Source organism: Bacillus sp. LH1 (assembly GCF_057924895.1).
In genome coordinates this window covers 1,397,812-1,418,400 of sequence record NZ_CM175007.1, presented here as the reverse complement: position 1 = coordinate 1,418,400, position 20,589 = coordinate 1,397,812, and the positions used below count along the sequence as shown (strand labels likewise).

Sequence of the window (20,589 nt, the reverse complement as noted above, 5' to 3'; positions counted from 1 at the left end):
CCTCCTATTTCCCTGATAAGATTTCTTGCTCCATCATATTTATAATGCTGAATATTTCGTCTTTTTTAGTTTTTAAGGCTGCCTTATTTACAATCATCCGAGCCGATATAAAGTACATTTCCTCAAATACAATGAGTCCATTCTCTTGTAATGTTTTTCCTGTTTCAACAATATCTACAATCGCATCTGCCAATCCAAGAAGAGGAGCGATTTCTACAGAACCTTCTATCTTAATAATTTCTACATCCTCTCCCTTATCATGAAAATAAGTAGAAGTAATATGGGGGTATTTCGTAGCGATTCTTTTCTTCCGGTAACTCTTCGGATTATACGTAGGAATAGAAGCAACACAAAACTTACAAATTCCCACTCCTAAATCCAGCATTTCATAAATATCTTTCTCGTTTTCCATTAAAATATCTTTTCCAACGATGCCAATATCAGCTACCCCATGTTCTACATAAGTAGCAACATCAACCGCTTTTACTAAAATAAATGAAACATTTGTATTTTTACTTTGAAATACAAGCTTCCGACCTTTATTTTTGAGCTCGGAACAATCAATTCCAATCTGCTCAAAAAGTGGAATGACATGTTTTTCTAATCTTCCTTTCGTTAACGCAATTTGAATGTTACGCATGAAGCCTCTCCTTCTTTCTGGACTACCCATTTCTCATTCCATACATATTCCACTAAGTATTCATTCTTTGCCTCAACGACCGTTCCTATTTTATTTTTTCTTGCAAATTGAAAGGTATCGCTTAAATTAGAGAATAGAGATAACCAAGCATTTTTCCCATCCTTTCGAAGTAAATTTCGTAACCTTTCTGCTTCCGCTAATCTATTTAACTCATAATGAATCACAATATCAATTTGATTTCGTTCATATGGTTCTTGCTGCTCTTGCAGCGCCTTCACAATTTGATTTACTTGTACCGCGAGTCCAACAGCTGGCAGCATTTCTCCAAAATTCCCAATTAGCTCATCGTATCTTCCGCCACTAACGATTTCTTCTCCAATTTCATATATATATCCTTTGAAAATAACACCCGTATAGTAATCTAAGTGTTGAATCATGCCCAAATCAATTGATATGTAAGAACCATATCCTAACGTTTCAATTGTTTCATACATTTCTTTTACTCTTGCAATTGCCATTTTCATTTCATTACTTGAAGCAAGCTTTTCTGCCTCCTCAATAACTTCTAAATTTCCAAATAGCCTTGGTAATTTCTCAAGTAATCTTACTGTCTCATCGCATCGATCTAATTTCTTTTCTCCGATAAAATTTGAGAGGGCAGCATAATTTTTACTTTCTATATACGTTCTAAGTACTCTTTCTTCTTCATCATGGATGGAGAGCTTTTTTACAATACATTTATATAACTGTACTTGCCCAATCTCAATTGTAAAAGATTGCACATTCAACTTTTGAAGTGCTTGAATGACACTTATTACACATTCAATTTCAGCTCTTACATTATCAATCCCGATAACTTCAATACCACTTTGTACGATTTCATTATATTTTCCAGAATGGGATTCATTCGCTCGAAATACATTCCCGCTATACGTCACTTTAAGTGGCGTATCCCATCTCTGTGTTCCAATCACTCTTGCTAAAGGAATTGTCATATCTGGACGTAAAACGATAATCCTTCCCTTTTCATCAAAAAATTTATACATCTTCTCTTCATCTATCGGTCTATTTTGAAATGCAAAAACATCATAAAATTCAATTGTAGGTGTTCTTATTTCCTCATAACCTCTCTCTAAAAAAGTAAGCCTTAATTTTTGCTCCACTTCTTCAATTAACGTACATTCTTCGAATAAATAATCTCTCGTTCCATTCGGGTTTGCTCGTTTCCATTTTGTCATCTAAATTTTCACACCTTTCCCCTTCTAATGTATGCCTATTTCATTCCCCTAAGCCGAAAATAAAAAGAGCCTTGTAGACAAAATACCTACAAGGCTCTTCAGTAGAGTGTAGGTACAACGGGAATAACCCTTGTACCTACACGTTTTCACGCTAGGTTCAAGGGTTTCATGTATGATGATGTAGTTGTGTAAGCATTGTAATAGATTTTATTGTATTCATAATACTTACTCCCTTTCTCCTCTGATTTTCACATAGTATATAACAGTTAATTTTGAATGTAAATACATTTTTAATATTCCGTCACTTTTTTTAATGTAAAGCCACTTTTCTTTCATACTCTTTTATTTCTTGTTCATATTGCATTGTAATACTAATTTCATCTAAACCATTCAATAACTTCTCTTTCCACATTTTCTCGATTGTAAAATGGAATCTATGCATATTCGTTATAATTATTTCATTTTCTAAATCAACTGTAATTTGTTCCCTCGCATCTGTTTTTGCAAGTTGTTCACGCATATCTTTATCCATTACAATCGGTAACATGCCATTCTTCATACAATTCATATAAAAGATATCGGCAAATCCTCCAGCGATAATAACGCGGAAACCATAATCAGCAAGTGCCCATGGAGCATGTTCTCTAGACGAGCCACATCCAAAATTATCACCTGTGATTAATATGCTGGCTCCTTTTCTTTCTTGTGCATTAAGCGGGAAATTAGGGTTTTCTTGGCGATTATTATCATATCGCCACTCATCAAATAAAAACTTCCCAAACCCAGTTCTTTCAATTCTCTTTAAATATTGCTTCGGAATAATTTGATCTGTATCAATGTTATCATTCATCAGTACTGCGGCAGTACCTTTATGAATACGAAATGGCTCCATCATAACTCTCCTTTCTAATATCAACAAAATGACCATATAACGCAGCCGCTGCCGCCATTGCCGGGCTAACTAAATGCGTTCGTGCTCCCTTTCCTTGTCTTCCTTCAAAATTGCGATTGGACGTAGAGGCACAATGTTCTCCTTCAGGCACTTGATCTGGATTCATACCTAGACACATTGAGCATCCGGGCTCTCTCCATTCAAATCCAGCTTCTTCAAATATGCGATGTAATCCTTTATGCATCGCTGCTTCTCTTACCCTTTGAGATCCAGGTACAACAAGTGCTCGCACACCTTCTTTTACTTTTTTACCTTTCACGACAGATGCAGCAATTTCTAAGTCAGAAAGCCTGGAATTTGTACAAGAGCCAATGAAAACATGTTGAACTGGAATGTCATACGTACTTTGTCCGGGACTCAATCCCATATAAGAAAACGCTCTTTCATCATTTGCATCATGCTTTTCTGGCAATTTCTCATCGATCCGAACACCCATACTAGGATTTGTTCCCCACGTAACGTACGGCGCTAAATTCGTAACATCTACTAGAATATGTAAATCATAAACTGCATCTAAATCTGTATAAAGTTCTGACCATTTTTCCTTAATAGATTCATAGTCTTTCGGTGCATATTTACGCCCTTTTACGTAAGCAAACGTTTTTTCATCTGGTGCAATAATGCCAGCCTTTGCTCCCCCTTCAATTGCCATATTGCAAAGCGTCATCCTCTCTTCCATATCCATAGCATGAATGGCCTCTCCGTAAAATTCCATTACGTAACCTGTTCCAACTGCTACTCCGTACTTTGAAAGAAGGTGTAAAATAATATCTTTCGCATAGACACCTTGCGGTAACTTTCCTTTTAACTCAATGCCCATCGCTTTCGGCTTTCGTTGCCATAACGTTTGCGTTGCCAATACATGTTCCACTTCACTCGTACCAATACCAAACGCTAGTGCGCCAAAAGCACCGTGTGTTGCTGTATGACTATCACCACAAACAATCGTTTTTCCTGGCTGTGTGAGTCCAAGTTCTGGTCCTATTACATGAACGATCCCTTGCTCTTCATCTCCGATATCCGCTAATGGCACCTGAAATTGTTTACAGTTTTGCCGAAGTGTATCTAGTTGCTGCTTCGCAATGCGGTCGGTAATATTCCAAACATCTTTCGTTGGAATATTATGATCCATCGTTGCAAATGTTAAATCTGGTCTGCGGACTGTTCGATTTGTAAGCCGCAAGCCTTCAAAGGCTTGCGGTGACGTTACTTCATGAACAAGATGTAGATCGATATATAATAAATCCAATCCATTTTCATTAGTCGCAACTACATGTCTTTCCCAAAGCTTATCTAGTAACCTTTTTCCCATTATCTTCCTCTCCCTACTAACGCTTGCTCTTCCATTTCTTGAATAACTGCCTTTGTAAATGAAGTTGTCGTTTCAGTCCCCCCGATATCTGCTGTACATTTCCCTGATTTAAGGACTGCAGAAACTGCTTCTTCAATTGCATCTCCTTCTCTCGTTAATCCGAACGATTGCCCAAGCATCATTGCAACAGAACGCATCATCGCAATTGGATTCGCCTTATTTTTCCCCGCAATATCCGGTGCTGATCCGTGAATAGGCTCATATAATGAAGGTCCCTTTTCAGCGTGACTTGCTGATGGAAGCATTCCTAATGATCCAGCTAATACTGAAGCCTCATCACTTAAAATATCACCAAATAAATTTTCCGTTACAATAACGTCAAATCTTCCTGGATTCCGAATTAATTCCATAGCTGCTGCATCTACTAAAATGTGTTCTACTTCCACATTTGGGTAGCGAAGTGCTACTTCTTCTGTCACAGTTCTCCATAATTTACTAGACTCTAAAACATTCGCTTTATCAATAGATGTTACTTTTTTCTTCCGCTTATTTGCTAATTGAAAAGCATACGAAACGATACGTTCAATTTCATGGCGATGATACGTAAGTGTATCTGTCGCCACTTCTTCCGTTCGCTCTTTCGGATAAGAAAAATAAATTCCGCCTGTTAATTCACGAACGACAACGAAATCAATTTCATCAGCGTTTTTTAATGGTGATAAATGTGCAGTTGCACTTTCTACCGTTACAGGGCGAACATTCGCAAATACACCGAGTCCTTTTCTTAATGCTAATAATCCTTTCTCAGGCCTTTCTTTCGCACTATCCCACCTTGGTCCACCTACTGCGCCAAGTAAAACCGCATCACTCGCTAAACAGGCGGCAAGTGTTCGCTGTGGTAATGGTTGCCCAGTTAAATCGATAGCAATACCACCAAAGTACTCATCTTGCAAATGAAAATGATGTCCATATAGCCTTTCTACCATATGCAATACTTCCTTCGCACTCTCCATTACTTCTGGACCGACACCATCACCAGCTAAACAAACGATACGTTTTTCCATTTTTAACACTCCTTTTAACTGAATTTTCAGAACTTTAATTTGATAGGTGAGGAAAGCTTCTCTCACCTATCAATTATTTATTTCACAAGCGCTATAAGAGATTTTAATTTCCCTGCTGCATGGACATAAGCCCTCGCCGACGCTTCCAATACGTCTTGCGCAACTCCGAAACCTGATATTTGGTGACTACCTTCTTTTAATTCAACATGAACGTGAGCAAGTGCATCTTGACCTTGTGTAATAGATTGTATGCGATAATCTGCCAATTCACATTCTAATCCTAAAATTCTTTGAATCGCATTGTATATCGCTTCAATACTACCAGAACCAGTGGCTGCATCTTCATATACATTTCCTTCCTCATCCTTCAGCACAACTGTTGCGCATTGTGTACTATTTGATACGAAATGCACTTGTAATTGCGTAATGTTATATTGCTGGGCTGCAAATGCTGCTTCACCAAGCATAATTGCGCGTAAATCTTCCTCAGTAATTTCCTTTTTACGATCCGCCAATTTTTTAAATGCTTCGAATGCCGCATCTCGCTCTTCATTTGTAAATTCATAACCAAGCTCTTTCATTTTTTCCGTAAACGCATGACGGCCAGAATGTTTCCCAAGTACAAAGAGATTTTGAGATTCTCCTATAAGCGCTGGTTCGATAATTTCATAAGTTGTTACTTCTTTTAAAACCCCATCTTGGTGGATGCCTGATTCATGAGCAAATGCATTCGCTCCAACGATTGCTTTATTTTTCGGTACAACCATACCCGTTAACCTGCTTACTAATGTACTCGTCGCCTTAATTTCTTTTAAAGTCATCGAAGGTTCTGCTTTATAAAAATCTTTTCTAATATGAAGAGCTACTGCAACTTCTTCTAACGCTGCATTCCCTGCTCTTTCTCCAATGCCATTAATCGTTCCTTCTACTTGCACTGCTCCCCCTTCAACCGCAGCTAACGAATTTGCTACCGCCATACCAAGATCATCGTGACAATGACAAGAAAAAATCGCTTTTTCATATGATGGAACGGATTCTTGTAAGTATTTAAAAAGAGAATAATACTCTTCCGGATTTGTATATCCAACTGTATCCGGAATATTAATTACATTCGCTCCTGCTCGAATCGCAATTTCTACTGCTTCAGCTAAAAATGCTCTCGATGTTCTTGTCGCATCTTCTGCAGAAAATTGTACTGTCGGAAATAATGATTTTCCGAGCGTAACCGAGCGATGAATACTATTTAACACATCTTCTTTTGACATACAAAGTTTATATTTCATATGAATATCACTCGTAGCTAGAAATACGTGTAGACGAGGAGATACAGCGCCTCTCACAGCTTCATATGCTCTTCGAATGTCACTTTCTTTCGCTCTAGCTAAACTCATAACCGTAGCGTTTTGAATTGTATTCGCGATGCGTTTTACCGATTGGAAGTCACCTTCGGAAGCTGCCGCGAATCCAGCTTCCATTACATGAATACCAAGCCTCTCTAATTGCCTAGCAATTTGTAACTTCTCTTGTTCATTTAAATTTACTCCTGGTGATTGTTCGCCATCACGAAGCGTTGTATCCATGAACAAAATCTGCTTCATATTATTTAATCCCTACCTTTACTCGCGGCTGTACGAAAGGCATCATTTCACGTAATTTACGTCCTACTACTTCGATTTCATGTTCATTCTCTTTCTCATTTGTCGCGTGGAAATTTGGTCTTCCTGCTTTATGCTCTGCAATCCAGCCTCTTGCAAATGTACCATCTTGAATTTCTGCTAATACTGCCCCCATCGCTTTCTTCGTATCTTCAGTCACAACGCGTGGTCCTGATACGAAGTCTCCCCACTGCGCTGTATCTGAAACTGAATATCTCATATTTTCAAGTCCACCTTCATACATAAGGTCAACGATTAGCTTCAGTTCATGTAAACATTCAAAATATGCAAGTTCAGGCTGGTATCCCGCATCAACTAACGTTTCAAATCCTGCTTTTACAAGTGCAGTTACTCCGCCGCAGAGTACAGCTTGCTCTCCAAATAAATCTGTTTCTGTTTCTTCTTTAAACGTCGTTTCTAATACACCAGCTCTCGTTGCTCCAATTCCGTCAGCATAAGAAAGTGCTTTTTCAGTCGCAACTCCTGTTGCATCTTGATATACTGCAAATAATGCAGGAACAGCCCCTCCCTCGGCGAACGTACGGCGTACGAGATGCCCCGGTCCTTTTGGCGCTACTAGAAATACATCTACATTCGCTGGTGGTTTTACTTGATCAAAGTGAACATTAAATCCATGTGCGAACACGAGAGAGTTTCCAGCCTGTAAATTTGGTGCAATTTCAGCTTCATATACTTCTGGTTGTAATTCATCAGGTAATAGAATCATTACTACATCAGCTTTTTCCGCTGCTTCTGCTACTGTATATACAGAAAACCCATCTTCATTCGCTTTATCCCAAGACTTACCTTTTCTTAAACCTACTACTACATCAAATCCGTTATCACGTAAATTTTGCGCATGCGCATGACCTTGCGAGCCATATCCGATGATTGCTACTTTCTTTTCCTTTAATACATTTACTGTTACATCTTTCTCATAATAAACTTTTGCCATTTTCATTTCCCCCTATATTTAAATGATTATTGAATTAACATAACTTGCTTATCTTGTTTTTTCATACTACGTGTAAATGCTGTTACACCTGTTCTAGCAATTTCTTTTAAACCGTATGGACGAAGTAATTCAATTAACGCTTCTACTTTATCTTGCGTACCTGTTACTTGCACAACTATGGAATCCTTCCCAACATCTATTACAGCGGCTCGAAATGGTTCAATTAAACTATATAATTCTGCCCTCGCTACAGAAGTTGCTACTTTAATAAGAGCAAGCTCTCTAGCAATCATTGCTTCTTCTGTAATATCTGATACTTTCAGAACATCGATTTGCTTATGAAGTTGTTTAATTAACTGCTCAACTTGCTGTTCACTTTCAACGTGTACAACAATCGTCATTCGCGATATATCTGATGATTCTGTATGACCTACTGAAATACTTTCAATATTAAAATGTCTTCGTGTCATAACCCCTGTAATTCGGTTTAACACACCACTTTGATTTCGAACTGTCGCTGTAACAATTCTCTTCACCCTTTTTCCACTCCCTCCATTTGGTGAACACCTTTTCCTGGTGCAACCATCGGCATAACCTTCTCTGATTGAAGTACACGACAATCGATTACGACTGGCTCTTGTAATTCGATCGCATGCTGGATTTGCTTCTTTGCAAGAAGTGGATCGTCAATACGAACACCTTTTATACCATACGCATTCGCAAGAGCGACGAAATCTGGTTGGCATGGCAATAAAGAATGTGAATATCTTTGATTGTAAAATTCATCTTGCCATTGTCTTACCATTCCTAAAGCTTCATTATTTAAAATAAATACTTTAACGGGTAAAGCGTGTTCTTTTAATACACTTAATTCTTGCAGAGTCATTTGAAACCCAGCATCACCAACAATTGCAATAACTAGTTCATCTCTCTTTGCAATTTGCGCACCGATTGCTGCTGGAAATCCGAACCCCATCGTTCCTAATCCGCCAGAAGTTACCCATTTATCTGGATTTTTCAACGGATAGTATTGTGCTGCCCACATTTGATGTTGCCCAACGTCTGTTGTTACAATCGCTTCTCCTTTCGTGATTTCATATAGCATATCAATCGCGTATTGAGGTTTAATACTTTCAGAATTTCGTTTATAAGAGAATGGATACTTTTCTTTTCTACTCTTTAATAAAGAGAGCCATTCATGATGATTTTCTTTCTTTCCTTCTGATTGAAGCAATACTTCTAACGCCCGCTTAGCACTTGCAACAATAGGAATCTCTGTTGGCACATTTTTCCCAATTTCTGCTGGATCAATATCGATATGTGCAACAGTCGCCCCTTTAGCAAAAAAAGCTAAATTCCCAGTAAGACGATCGTCAAATCTCGCACCTATATTAATGAGTAAGTCGCATTCATATAACGCCATATTGGCTGTGTAAGAACCGTGCATTCCCCCCATCCCTAGAAATAGCCCATCATCTGGTGGAAAACCACCCAGTCCAAGTAACGTATGCACAACAGGGATTTCATATTTACGGGCAAAACTTGTCAATTCTTTCGAAGCTTTCGCATGCAGTATACCTGCTCCAGCTAAAATTAACGGTTTTTTTGCGGTTTCAATTGCTTGTAGTAATTTGTTTATTTGAAGTAGATTCGGTTCATAATTAGGGTTATATCCTGGTAAATCCATTTGTACATTGCTACATCGCTCACCTTTCTCGACTACCATATCTTTCGGAAGGTCAATAACGACTGGTCCTGGTCTTCCTGTTTTAGCAATATGAAATGCTTCTTTAATAATTCGAGGTAAATCTGAGGCCTTTCGCACTTGATAGTTATGTTTTGTCACTGGCATCGTAAGTCCCATAATATCCGCCTCTTGAAAAGCATCGCTCCCAATTAACGTTGTTGCTACTTGGCCTGTAAATACAACAAGTGGCAATGAATCAATCATCGCATCCGCTAGACCCGTAATTACATTTGTAGCACCTGGTCCACTCGTTGCAATTACAACCCCTGGGTTCCCTGTAATTCTGGCATACCCTTCAGCAGCGTGAATTGCCCCTTGCTCATGCCTTGTTAAAATATGCGGAATTTCACAATCATACAGTGCATCATAGAGAGGTAAAACGGCACCACCCGGATAACCGAAAATCACTTTTACGCCTTCCTTTTCTAGCGCTTCTAACAATAGCTGTGCACCAGTTGCCAGTTTCTCTTCCGTTTTTGAAGACATTGTTCTTATAAGCCCCCTTTTTCAAACTTTTATACAATAAAAAAATCCTACGTCCACACTCCAGCTATGTGCTGAAGGGACGAAAGATTTCGCGGTACCACCCTTCTTTGCAAGAATACTCTTGCCTCAGTGATCCATAAATGGATCTAGCTAATAACGGAGCTACCGTCTAAGCCTAGACAAATGCTTTAGCTTAGCACTCAAGGGCGATGTTCGTCGACGTGAACCATCGGTTTTCAGCAACCACCGACTCTCTGTGAGGCTTCACAATCAACTACTCCTCCCTATCAACGCTTTCTTATGTTAAAAAAGTTTTTATCCAACTTTATTTTCTTCGTAAATTTTCTCTCCATCTTCTACAACTAACTTACGAAACTCTTCTAATAAACGGTTCGTATGTGGACCTGTTTGCCCTAAGCCAATCGTTCTACCATCTACTGTCGTAACAGCAATAACTTCAGCAGCTGTTCCTGTTAAAAACACTTCATCAGCTACATATACATCATGTCTTGTAAATAACTCTTCTCTTACGTCATATCCAAGTTTTTCGCCGATTTCTAAAATGGCGTTTCGTGTAATACCTTCTAACGCTCCAGCAGAACTTGGTGGTGTAATTAATTTATTTCCTTTAACAATAAACACGTTATCTCCTGAGCCTTCAGCTACATATCCTTGATCATTTAACATAAGTGCTTCTTGTACTCCAGCTAATTTCGCTTCAATACGAACTAAAATATTGTTTAAGTAATTTAAAGATTTTACTTGAGGGGATAAAACATCGGGACGATTTCGGCGCGTTGCAACTGTTACAACTGGAATCCCTTTCTCATAATATTCTTGTGGGAATAAAGATAATTGTTCTGCAATTACTACTACATTCGGCTTCTTACATGAATCGGGATCCAATCCAAGATTTCCTGCTCCTCTTGATACAACAAGGCGAATGTATCCATTAGATAATTTATTTTGTCGAATCGTCTCAACAACAATATTTGTTACTTCATCTAATGAATATGGAATTTCTAAAAGGATTGATTTTGCTGATTCATACAACCGGACAAGGTGCTCTCTCAAACGGAAAACATTACCGCTATAAACTCTAATTCCTTCAAACACTCCATCGCCATATAAATAGCCATGATCATATACTGAAACTTTTGCCTCATCTTTTGGAACAAATTCTCCATTTAAGAAAATCCATTGCTCATTCACTAGAAGCGCCTCCTATGTTCTATGAATTTTTTATTGTTTCCTAGTTTACTCTCCTTTCTAAATAAATCAAGTGAATTTTTAGAAAATTTATAATTTTTAATCGTACGTACTTCTTTACTTATATTGATTTAACAACATTGTTAACGTTTACAAAAAGTCAAAAATTTTTTTCGCCAATTTCCACTAAAAAAATATTTGTTTAAAAGAAGGATTTTCATCAATTGATGCGAATCTATTGTATTCAATAAACGGACGTCCGATTTTATAAATCCGGGAATATATAACGACTTTTGCTGAAAAAGGGGGAAAATAACAAAAATAGCGCTGTCTAAAAATAACATTCATATTTTTCATTTCGTAATCATAATCCTATTTTTAAAAAACAATTTGTCAAAATGAAGGAGGAAATAAATATGGCGTGTGTACAAATTAAAGGAACTAGACAAGAGGTAGTAGAAATGCTGCAATTATTTGATCTAATGGATACGAAAGGTTTTTGTAAATTCGATAATTACGTAGAGGTAGAACCAAATACGCAAGAACATAATCATTTTATTGCTTCAATCGACATCCATTCAAATACTTCTTCTGCCCAAGATACATTAAACGATCAATTCGTTAGTCAAATGCTTACTGGCGTATATAACGACTAAACAAAGATTTACTTCCTACCGTCTTTTCATAAATGCAGTGAACTTGAGCATACTAGCAATTAGATGGTAGGAGGTGAGAATTATGGCTAGAATTGGCGTTGAAAACTCATTAACAGACGTTCAACAAGCTCTTCAGCAACAAGGTCATGAAGTTGTTACACTTAACTCAGAACAGGATGCACAAGGTTGTGATTGTTGCGTTGTAACTGGGCAAGATTCTAATGTGATGGGCATTGCAGATACATCAATTAAAGGATCAGTCATTACAGCTCACGGTTTAACAACGGATGAAATTTGTCAACAAGTTGAAAGTCGCACTTAAAAAATGAAAGAGGACTCCTTTTAAAAGGAGTCCTCTTTTTTATATTCACCTAACGGGAAAGTAACATATACTGGATGAAAGCCCTACCTCTCTCTCATCATTACGGTTCCACTGACCGCTCCTTGATTCACTAGTATACATATATAGCTTACAAATACAATTTATAGGGTTTGTTCACAAAAGTTGTTGATAAAATTACCCGATCTTTCGCAAACTTTTCGTATTGCATTCATAAGAGATATTTACTTTACACTAGCTGTAACCGAGACACGAATTAAAATTCTAACACCAATACAATAACTTGTCAATATTTTTCCGCAAATTAAAAACAGACATTAACGGTTTGTCTGTTTTAGAATGGAGCTTTTTCTTTTATTACATATACAACAAAGCCGCTTACTAACATAAATAAGCCAACTACTAAGTTTTTGATATTAATCATAAATTCCTCTCCCTTATTCCACACATCATATATATTTACATTTCAATTATTCCGATCATCCTAAAGTGCACTTTTTCTAATATATCATAATTCCTAAAAAATGCAAGTTCACTTTTGACGACCATTCACAAATTTATCTACAGTGCTTGGTACAGTATTTAAAGCCTTTTCAATTAAATGTGTACTGCTGTTGAGATGTAATACTTGCACCCCATTAGAACCAACTACTAAAAAAGCTACTGGACTAATGGAAACCCCAGCCCCGCTTCCTCCTCCAAATGGATGCCCTTGTTTGTTCTCTTTATGCTGATTTTGCCCACCGTTATGTTTTTCAGTAATGAAATCCCCTTTAAAATCACTTCCACCAGCTCCAAAACCAAAAGCCACTTGAGATACTGTTAATACTACATTTCCGTCAGCTGTTGAAACCGGGCTCCCAACAATTGTATTTACATCTACCATTTCTTTTAAATTTGTCATTGCCGTTTTCATTAAATTTTCAATTGGATGTTCCATTATGTATTGCACCCTTTCCTCATTATTCCTTTTTATATTTTCCAAAATAGAGGAAGTCATACTAACTTTTCCTATTTCAAGAAAACATTTTCCTCCTTTTAAAAGATACTACTCCCTGTACATGCTCCGGTATAGTGAAACTTTAATCAGTGGGATGTGTACGTAGCTCGACTCTCACAAATAGCGGGATAAAAAAGAAAAAGAGATACATACTACTATTGAACCTTGTTATGAAAGGAGTCATGACTTTGACTGAGAAATTTGATGATTATAAAAGAAAAGATAGAATAGATAGTGATTATAGTGACTATAAAGAAGAGTACGCCGCTGAGGTTGCACCACAACGCATTGATTATGATTACAATGATAAAGACGATAAAGATGTTGTAAAATCGTCCGCTGCTGGATCAACTGCTGGTTTTATCGCTCTTGCGCTATCTATCTTATCGCTATTTACATTTCCAACACTATTTGGTCTTGTTTCTGTTTTACTCGGTATTTACGCTTATAATCGCGGAGCTACTGTAACTGGTGGTATCGCTGCAGTTGTCGGTGGAATTGCTGCACTTATCGCAATTTTATTCCGAGTAGCACTTATTGGTCTATTGTTCTCCCTGTTCTAAAAAAGAAAAAGGTATCTCGCTTAACGCGGGATACCTTATCCTGTAAACACATCTTCCGATGGATATTTTATTTTTTGTTTTGCTGGTCGCGCTAAAGAGAACACAAGTGTTAATGGTCCAATTAATCCGCAGAACATAACAAACATAATAATACATTTTCCGAATGCCGATAGCTTTGCAGTAATTCCCATCGTTAATCCGACTGTGCCAAACGCTGATATTGTCTCAAATAATAATTGAATAAAGCTGAAGTTTTCTGTAAGCATTAATATGAATACCGCTGCTAAAATAAGTATTTGACTGGCAACAGCAATCGCTAAGGCCCTCGTTACTGTTGACATTTTAATTGTACGCTGAAATAAAACAATTTCCTCCTTTTTTCTAAAGAAAGAAAGGACAGATGTAATTAAGATAACAAACGTCGTTAATTTAATTCCTCCACCTGTCGATACACTTCCTGCACCAATAAACATCAAAATCATCGTAAATAATATAGATGATTCTTCCATACCTCCATAGTCAACCGTATTAAATCCAGCTGTCCGCGGAGTAATACCTTGAAAGAAGGAAGCCCATAGTTTTTCATTTAAAGATAAATTCCCTAACGTCTTCACATTATTATATTCCAATACAAAAATCACAATCATTGCTATAATATTTAGCACTACTGTTCCAATAATCATTATTTTTGAGTGAAGTGATAATTTTCGAAAACTGCGGCTATACCATATATCAATTAATACGGTAAAACCAAGTCCCCCAATTACAATTAAAGAGCAAATCCCAATATTAATAATGGGATCCCCTACATATCTTGTTAAATTATCTGGCCATAAAGCAAATCCTGCATTATTATAAGATGCAATTACATGAAAAATACTATAGTATAAACCTTTTCCAAAACCAAACTCTGGAATAAAGCGAAACGATAAAAAGATGACCCCAATAAGTTCAATACAAATCGAAAATATAAAGACACGCTTTACTAATTTTACAAGACCACCTATATTTGTTTGATTAAATGCTTCTCCAATTAATAAACGATGGCGTAATCCGATTTTTTTACCTAGTACCCAAACAATTAAAATGGCAATTGTCATAAGGCCTAGACCACCTGTTTGAATTAAAAACATAATAACAATTTCGCCAAACATCGTAAATGTACTTGCTGTATCCACTACTCCCAAACCAGTTACGGTCGCTGCTGACGTTGCTGTAAAGAAAGCATCTACCCAACTAATATGTACTTTCGTTGCGAATGGTAATTTTAATAACAAACCGCCAACCACAATTAAGCAGAAAAAGCCTAATGCTAATATTTGTGGTGGGTTTAATCGTATAAGACGATTATACAGCCCTTGTTTTTTTGTTACGTCCATATCACTAACTCCCTTATTAAAGTGAAGCTTTCCCCTCATACAATAAAAAGCTTTTTAAAAGCCCTTAAATAATTGGGACAAACCTTATATTCTCATAATATAGTTGAGCATAATCCTTTTTTTCATAGATTACAACTTTTATTTATATTCAGATTCCTTTTCGTTTTATGCCGGAAAACTCTATATCCTAACTCAATATTGCTAGCAATAACAATTTCATATGTACTATTTTTCAAATCCCCATATCTTTCACTCTATGTTCACATAGAGGTCACATCCACCTTTTATAGTATATGTATCGAAGCTGTTCCTCCCTAATTTATAAGACATTCCCCAGTGTCTTTGAATAGCTTCCATCCCTAATTAAATTGACATAAATTGTCCCCTTCCTTGACCATCTTATATATGATGGTCTTATTTTTTTGTCTTTCTATCTTTTATTTAAAACTCCCTCTCTCTTTCACTCTATATTCACACAGAGGTCACATCCACCTTTTATAGTATATGTATCGAAGCTGTTCCTCCCTAATTTATAAGACATTCCCCAGTGTCTTATAGCAGCTTCCATCCCTAATTAAATTGACATAAATTGTCCCCTTCCTTGACCATCTTATATATGATGGTCTTATTTTTTTGTCTTTCTATCTTTTATTTAAAACTCCCCCTCTCTTTCACTCTATGTTCACACAGAGGTCACATCTACCTTTTATAGTATATGTATCGAAGTTGTTCCTCCCTAATTTATAAGACATTCCCCAGTGTCTTTGAACAGCTTCCATCCCTAATTAAATTGACATAAATTGTCCCCTTCCTTGACCATCTTATATATGATGGTCTTATTTTTTTGTCTTTCTATCTTTTATTTAAAACTCCCCCTCTCTTTCACCCCATGTTCACATGAGAGTCACACCTATCTTTTATAGTATATGTATCGAAGTTGTTCCTCCCTAATTTATAAGACATTCCCCAGTGTCTTAAAGCAACTTCCATCCCTAATTAAATTGACATAAATTGTCCCCTTCCCTTGACCATCCTATGTGATGGTCTATTTTATTTTCCAAACACAAAATCGGTCTATCTACACTTAAACAAAAATGAAAAATTCAGAAAATATTGTCAAATTAGGTATTTTTTCGGTATAATTACTTTAGAAAGAAATTTCGCAAAAACAAAAGGGGGGATTTTATTGAAACAAACAAAAGCAATCTTAATCGCATTATTTCTAGGTCTAGTTGTTGGACTCACTCTAAATTTAGCTGCTCCATCTATCTTTGAGCCACTAAATCAATATGTGTTCAACCCAATTGGTCAATTGTTTATTCGACTTATTAAAATGCTAGTTGTTCCTGTTGTGTTCATTTCTATCGTACTTGGTGCTGCCGGCCTTGGAGATCCGAAACAACTTGGAAGAATCGGTTTAAAATCAATTTCATTCTTTCTCGTAACAACTGCGGTTGCCATCTCTATAGCGGTTACATTTGCACTTATTATAAAACCAGGAGCTGGCGGTAATTTTAAAACAGAAGGTCTTAAGTATGAAGGTGCAAAAACTGAAACATCTTTCGTCGACACATTGCTAAATATCGTACCAGATAACCCAGCAAAAGCGATGGCTGACGGAAACATGTTACAAATCATTGCCTTTGCCGTATTGATTGGACTCGGTATAGCTATTTTAGGAAAACGAGTTCAAGGTATCCATTCATTACTTGAACAGGGCAACGAATTAATGATGTATCTTGTTAATCTCGTTATGAAATTAGCCCCAATTGGAACATTCGGTTTGCTCGCTTCATCCGTTGGTAAAATGGGGCTTGCAGGCGTCGCTGCGATGTTCAAGTATATGATTGTCGTTATGTTAGTACTCATTATTCACGGGGTCTTTGTATATGGCGGCTTATTAAAGGTATTAGCAAAAGAAAGTATTGTTCGTTTCTTTAAACATTTCGGACCAGTAATGGCAATTGGATTTAGTACATCTAGCTCTAATGCATCGCTTCCATTTGCAATGAAAACAGCACAAGATAAGCTTGGCGTTCCAAAAGCGATAAGCTCATTTGTACAACCACTAGGGGCAACTATTAATATGGATGGTACTGCCATTATGCAAGGAGTAGCCACTGTATTTATCGCTCAAGTATACGGAGTTGAACTTACATTACCGCAATTAGCTATGGTCGTATTAACTGCTGTACTAGCTAGTATCGGTACTGCTGGTGTACCTGGTGTTGGACTTGTAATGCTTACAATGGTTTTAAATCAAGTAAATCTACCAGTAGAAGGTATCGCTTTAATTATCGGTATTGACCGTATTCTAGATATGTCTAGAACAGCTGTAAACATTTCTGGTGATGCAATTTGCGCAATGATTGTCGCAAAATCAGAAGAAAAATATAATACGGATCAATCGGCAGCATCGTAAATCAAAAAAGGAGTGAATTATTTCACTCCTTTTTTGATTTACTCCCTTTTTTAGAACGATATTCTTTCCCTTTATTATCATTACCAGTTTCAAATTCAGTGCTAAATTCCTGATTAAACTGGCCGGACTTTGGTGATCCTTGATTACCGCTCCCTTTACTACCGTTACGATTCGTCATATTTCTCCCTCCTTCCTTGTATTAGTAGTATGGCGCTCTATCTTTTTTCATACACATTTTATTTATTAACATCTATTACACACGAAAGAAGATCTCCCATCTATAAGGAAGACCTTCTATTTTATCACGTAAGCGTTTTCTTGTTTATAATCACTTAAATAAGTTTTTTGGAAATTGAAATCATTACATTCATTTCATCTTCTGAAAGTGCAGAGAATCTTTCTTGTAAATATTGTTTTTTCGCATCTTCCATTTTCGCAACTAAATCTTTCCCTTGTTCTGTAATCTCTAAATACACAACTCGGCGATCTGATGTAGAACGTGAACGAGTTACAAAACCTTTATTAATTAATTTTTCTGTAACAGCTGTAATATGACTATTCGACACATTTAATTCATTTGCTACACGCGATACCATTTCTTTATTCGTACGATTTAATATTCTTAGGACGATGAATTCATTCCACGGTATGTAACCACCAAATATTTTTCCGATATCATTACGCAACGTGCGAAACATAGCAAACACATTTGTCGATAGTTCTTCCATTAATTGCTCTCGATTTTGAGACAACATTGACAGCTCCTTTTATTTCATTTAGTTAAATAAAAACCTTATTAATAATTTTACATGAAATCTTACTTTTTGTCACCTTATTTTCCCATAATTCGTAGTTTTTTAATATGTATTTCATGATAAAATGAAGTCAACTTCCAGAAAAAGGGGTATTTTAATGCATGAGGAGGATAGGTTCTCAAATCTCAGCCTAAAAGATAAAACAATTATCATTAGTATTATTGCTCTTTTCTCATTATAGTTTTTACATTTATATTTTTTGTATATGTAGGAATCTTTCAAATTACAGGTATAGCGTATAGTTCACGTACTGCTTTACTTCTCTTTTTTTTATTAATCACTTTCTTAGATGGTATTACATTATTTATTTTCAGTTTCTTCAAAGCGCTGCTATATCCATTGACTCAAAACATGTCAAATTGGATTTCTCTCACTCTTTTCTCATTCATTGAAATTACACTAGATTGGTTCGTCATTCATACTGCTGATGATTGGATAGAAAGCGTACAAATGTCCAACTTAACTGAATTATGTGTCGTACTATTCTTTTTTCTATTAAATAAATTATTAAGTGACAAGAAAGAGTAAGAATACAAGCTTTTCTATATAAAAATTGGTACAATGAAAGCAAATCTTACTAAAGAGGTGTTAATTATGAACTTACAACAATGGGCTGATAAAGGTATGTCCTTTGATACATATGTGAATGAAATGCAAGTAAACCAATACGAGCTACTACACATTTACAATAATTTTTTAATTCCAAATGAATTACTTCCTGTATTAGAAGAACGTCAAAATGATGGCTGGCGTGTTATCGTATTAACTGCTGATTGGTGTGGCGATGCTCTTTTATGCGTACCTGTTATGAAACGAATTTCTGAAGTTGCAAATATTGATATGAGTTTATTAATTCGCGATGAAAACTTAGAATTAATGGATCAATATTTAACAAATGGAACAGCACGTGCGATTCCAATCTTTATTTTCATTGATAAAGATGGAAATGAACAAGCTGTTTGGGGACCACGCGCTCCAAAAGTACAAGAATTAGTAACTTCAATGCGCGCTACATTACCTGAAAAAGAAGATCCAACTTTCGAAGAAAAACAAAAAGAAATGTATGCTAATTTCCGTGCTACATTAGCTGATGATACTTCTCTTTGGGAACATGTAATGGAAAACATGATGGAAAAAGTAGTAAAATAAAAACCTGCCGAGCTCGGCAGGTTTTTTTATTACATAATGAAGAAATAGAATACCGCAGCTAAAATGAAACGATAATAAGCGAACGGTGTTAGTTTTACACGAGATAATAATTTCAAGAATGAAACAATTGCAAGCATCGCAACAACGAATGCAGTTACAAATCCTGTTACAAATAGCGTTATATCTGCTGAGCTTAATACATCCCAGCTTTTAATTAAATCTAAGCCACTTGCAGCTACCATCATCGGTACCGCTAAAATGAACGTATATTCAGCTGCCGCTGTATGCGACACGCGAGCTAATAAACCACCACTTATTGTAGAACCAGAACGAGAAAATCCTGGCCAAAGAGCTAAACATTGGAACATTCCAATTGTAAATGCCTGTTTATATGTGATTTCATCTAACGTTCTTGCTGTACTTGGTTTCGAAAACTTCTCAGCAACAATCATTAAAATACCACCGGCTACTAAGCTAATAACAACTGGTCCTGGACCAAATAAAACCTCTTTAATAGTGCTATGGAATAATACGCCAAGTACCCCGGCAGGAATCATCCCGATAATAATATGTAATAAATTTAACGATGGTCCGTCTGTTACTTTACCTATTCCAACTAACGACCATAGACGCTTCCAAAATATAACAACAACTGCTAAAATCGATCCCAATTGGATAACAACTTCAAAAACTTTCGCTCTCTCATCGTCAAATCCAATTAAATGTCCTGTTAAAATCATATGTCCTGTTGATGATACTGGTAGAAACTCTGTTAACCCTTCAACAGCACCCATGATTAAACCAATTAACCAATCAGCCACAAGTAGTGCCTCCTTAATAACAAATAATATGTAATTTTTTCACACCTTATCATAATACCTTATCCCTTTTCAAAGTGCATCCTTTTTTTATTGGCTTCATATGTTATAGGCGCGTATTTCTTTTCTAATCTTTGATTAAATTGTATGATAGTAAGAGTTTGTTTTTTTATACGGAAAGGGGATTTT

Annotated in this window: 21 protein-coding genes, 1 pseudogene and 1 other annotated feature; of the genes and pseudogenes, 6 read left to right on the top strand and 16 right to left on the bottom strand. The window is 36.5% G+C overall.

Going from position 1 to position 20,589, the window contains the following annotated elements; translation table 11 throughout:
* Positions 1 to 4: 4 nt before the first annotated feature.
* The 10 genes from hisG to ilvE form a co-directional block, all read right to left on the bottom strand.
* Positions 5 to 640, bottom strand: coding sequence for an ATP phosphoribosyltransferase (gene hisG / locus ACX9TM_RS07470; RefSeq protein WP_001244493.1), 636 nt, complete (start codon positions 638 to 640; stop codon positions 5 to 7).
* Positions 616 to 1,878, bottom strand: coding sequence for an ATP phosphoribosyltransferase regulatory subunit (locus ACX9TM_RS07465; protein ID WP_000170300.1), 1,263 nt, complete (start codon positions 1,876 to 1,878; stop codon positions 616 to 618). The genes hisG and ACX9TM_RS07465 overlap by 25 nt, the downstream gene beginning before the upstream one ends.
* 310 nt (positions 1,879 to 2,188) lie before the next feature.
* Positions 2,189 to 2,770: a 3-isopropylmalate dehydratase small subunit gene (leuD, locus tag ACX9TM_RS07460; protein WP_000433187.1), complete on the bottom strand. Its 582-nt coding sequence runs from the start codon at positions 2,768 to 2,770 to the stop codon at positions 2,189 to 2,191.
* On the bottom strand, positions 2,748 to 4,142 hold the full coding sequence (leuC, locus tag ACX9TM_RS07455) for a 3-isopropylmalate dehydratase large subunit (protein WP_063220220.1): 1,395 nt from the start codon (positions 4,140 to 4,142) through the stop codon (positions 2,748 to 2,750). The genes leuD and leuC overlap by 23 nt, the downstream gene beginning before the upstream one ends.
* Positions 4,142 to 5,206 (bottom strand): 3-isopropylmalate dehydrogenase, encoded by a 1,065-nt coding sequence (gene leuB / locus ACX9TM_RS07450; protein ID WP_000415363.1) that lies wholly within the window; start codon positions 5,204 to 5,206, stop codon positions 4,142 to 4,144. The genes leuC and leuB overlap by 1 nt, the downstream gene beginning before the upstream one ends.
* Before the next feature lie 77 nt (positions 5,207 to 5,283).
* On the bottom strand, positions 5,284 to 6,804 hold the full coding sequence (gene leuA, locus ACX9TM_RS07445) for a 2-isopropylmalate synthase (protein WP_000809600.1): 1,521 nt from the start codon (positions 6,802 to 6,804) through the stop codon (positions 5,284 to 5,286).
* 1 nt (position 6,805) lies between these two features.
* Positions 6,806 to 7,816, bottom strand: a complete 1,011-nt coding sequence (ilvC, locus tag ACX9TM_RS07440; protein WP_001151740.1) for a ketol-acid reductoisomerase — start codon at positions 7,814 to 7,816, stop codon at positions 6,806 to 6,808.
* Positions 7,817 to 7,842: 26 nt separating this feature from the next.
* Positions 7,843 to 8,352 carry an acetolactate synthase small subunit gene (gene ilvN, locus ACX9TM_RS07435; protein WP_000822952.1) on the bottom strand — a complete coding sequence of 170 codons (510 nt, stop codon included), beginning with the start codon at positions 8,350 to 8,352 and terminating at the stop codon, positions 7,843 to 7,845.
* Complete coding sequence (gene ilvB / locus ACX9TM_RS07430; protein ID WP_000095868.1) at positions 8,349 to 10,049, bottom strand: acetolactate synthase large subunit; 1,701 nt, start codon at positions 10,047 to 10,049, stop codon at positions 8,349 to 8,351. The genes ilvN and ilvB overlap by 4 nt, the downstream gene beginning before the upstream one ends.
* Before the next feature lie 72 nt (positions 10,050 to 10,121).
* Positions 10,122 to 10,349: a binding site (T-box leader), on the bottom strand.
* Between the two features lie 15 nt (positions 10,350 to 10,364).
* The gene (gene ilvE, locus ACX9TM_RS07425; RefSeq protein ID WP_001005486.1) at positions 10,365 to 11,261 is read right to left on the bottom strand and encodes a branched-chain-amino-acid transaminase; all 897 of its coding nucleotides are present in this window, start codon (positions 11,259 to 11,261) and stop codon (positions 10,365 to 10,367) included.
* Positions 11,262 to 11,674: 413 nt separating this feature from the next.
* On the opposite strand from ilvE, the gene ACX9TM_RS07420 reads away from it, so the two are divergent.
* Together ACX9TM_RS07420 and ACX9TM_RS07415 are read left to right on the top strand one after the other, a co-directional pair.
* Positions 11,675 to 11,914 (top strand): DUF3911 family protein, encoded by a 240-nt coding sequence (locus ACX9TM_RS07420; RefSeq protein WP_000752514.1) that lies wholly within the window; start codon positions 11,675 to 11,677, stop codon positions 11,912 to 11,914.
* An 82-nt stretch (positions 11,915 to 11,996) separates the two neighbouring features.
* The gene (locus ACX9TM_RS07415; protein ID WP_000101022.1) at positions 11,997 to 12,236 is read left to right on the top strand and encodes a YkuS family protein; all 240 of its coding nucleotides are present in this window, start codon (positions 11,997 to 11,999) and stop codon (positions 12,234 to 12,236) included.
* Positions 12,237 to 12,588: 352 nt separating this feature from the next.
* On the opposite strand, the gene ACX9TM_RS07410 is transcribed toward ACX9TM_RS07415, so the two are convergent.
* Together ACX9TM_RS07410 and ytfJ are read right to left on the bottom strand one after the other, a co-directional pair.
* On the bottom strand, positions 12,589 to 12,678 hold the full coding sequence (locus ACX9TM_RS07410; protein ID WP_000608227.1) for a hypothetical protein: 90 nt from the start codon (positions 12,676 to 12,678) through the stop codon (positions 12,589 to 12,591).
* A 108-nt stretch (positions 12,679 to 12,786) separates the two neighbouring features.
* Positions 12,787 to 13,254 (bottom strand): GerW family sporulation protein, encoded by a 468-nt coding sequence (gene ytfJ / locus ACX9TM_RS07405; protein ID WP_000204234.1) that lies wholly within the window; start codon positions 13,252 to 13,254, stop codon positions 12,787 to 12,789.
* A gap of 188 nt (positions 13,255 to 13,442) precedes the next feature.
* Between ytfJ and ACX9TM_RS07400 the strand changes: the two genes are divergently transcribed.
* A complete protein-coding gene (locus ACX9TM_RS07400; protein ID WP_000136542.1) occupies positions 13,443 to 13,817 on the top strand; it encodes a hypothetical protein in 375 nt (124 codons plus the stop codon).
* A gap of 35 nt (positions 13,818 to 13,852) precedes the next feature.
* On the opposite strand, the gene ACX9TM_RS07395 is transcribed toward ACX9TM_RS07400, so the two are convergent.
* Entirely contained in the window at positions 13,853 to 15,196 is a 1,344-nt protein-coding gene (locus ACX9TM_RS07395; protein ID WP_000383524.1) for a TrkH family potassium uptake protein, read from the bottom strand.
* 1,186 nt (positions 15,197 to 16,382) lie between these two features.
* Here ACX9TM_RS07395 and ACX9TM_RS07390 point away from each other — a divergent pair.
* Complete coding sequence (locus tag ACX9TM_RS07390; protein WP_000814809.1) at positions 16,383 to 17,618, top strand: dicarboxylate/amino acid:cation symporter; 1,236 nt, start codon at positions 16,383 to 16,385, stop codon at positions 17,616 to 17,618.
* Positions 17,619 to 17,640: 22 nt separating this feature from the next.
* Here ACX9TM_RS07390 and ACX9TM_RS07385 read toward each other — a convergent pair whose 3' ends face one another.
* Both ACX9TM_RS07385 and ACX9TM_RS07380 read right to left on the bottom strand, forming a co-directional pair.
* Complete coding sequence (locus ACX9TM_RS07385) at positions 17,641 to 17,796, bottom strand: hypothetical protein (RefSeq protein ID WP_000184928.1); 156 nt, start codon at positions 17,794 to 17,796, stop codon at positions 17,641 to 17,643.
* Between the two features lie 154 nt (positions 17,797 to 17,950).
* Positions 17,951 to 18,370, bottom strand: coding sequence for a MarR family winged helix-turn-helix transcriptional regulator (locus tag ACX9TM_RS07380; RefSeq protein WP_000081432.1), 420 nt, complete (start codon positions 18,368 to 18,370; stop codon positions 17,951 to 17,953).
* 160 nt (positions 18,371 to 18,530) lie between these two features.
* Between ACX9TM_RS07380 and ACX9TM_RS07375 the strand changes: the two are divergent.
* Positions 18,531 to 18,961 (top strand): annotated as a pseudogene (locus tag ACX9TM_RS07375) (regulatory YrvL family protein).
* A gap of 33 nt (positions 18,962 to 18,994) precedes the next feature.
* A complete protein-coding gene (locus ACX9TM_RS07370; RefSeq protein ID WP_002023667.1) occupies positions 18,995 to 19,582 on the top strand; it encodes a thioredoxin family protein in 588 nt (195 codons plus the stop codon).
* 29 nt (positions 19,583 to 19,611) lie between these two features.
* Here the strand turns inward: ACX9TM_RS07370 and uppP are convergent, their stop codons facing one another.
* A complete protein-coding gene (gene uppP / locus ACX9TM_RS07365) occupies positions 19,612 to 20,403 on the bottom strand; it encodes a bacitracin resistance undecaprenyl-diphosphatase (RefSeq protein WP_000796256.1) in 792 nt (263 codons plus the stop codon).
* Positions 20,404 to 20,589 lie beyond the last annotated feature (186 nt).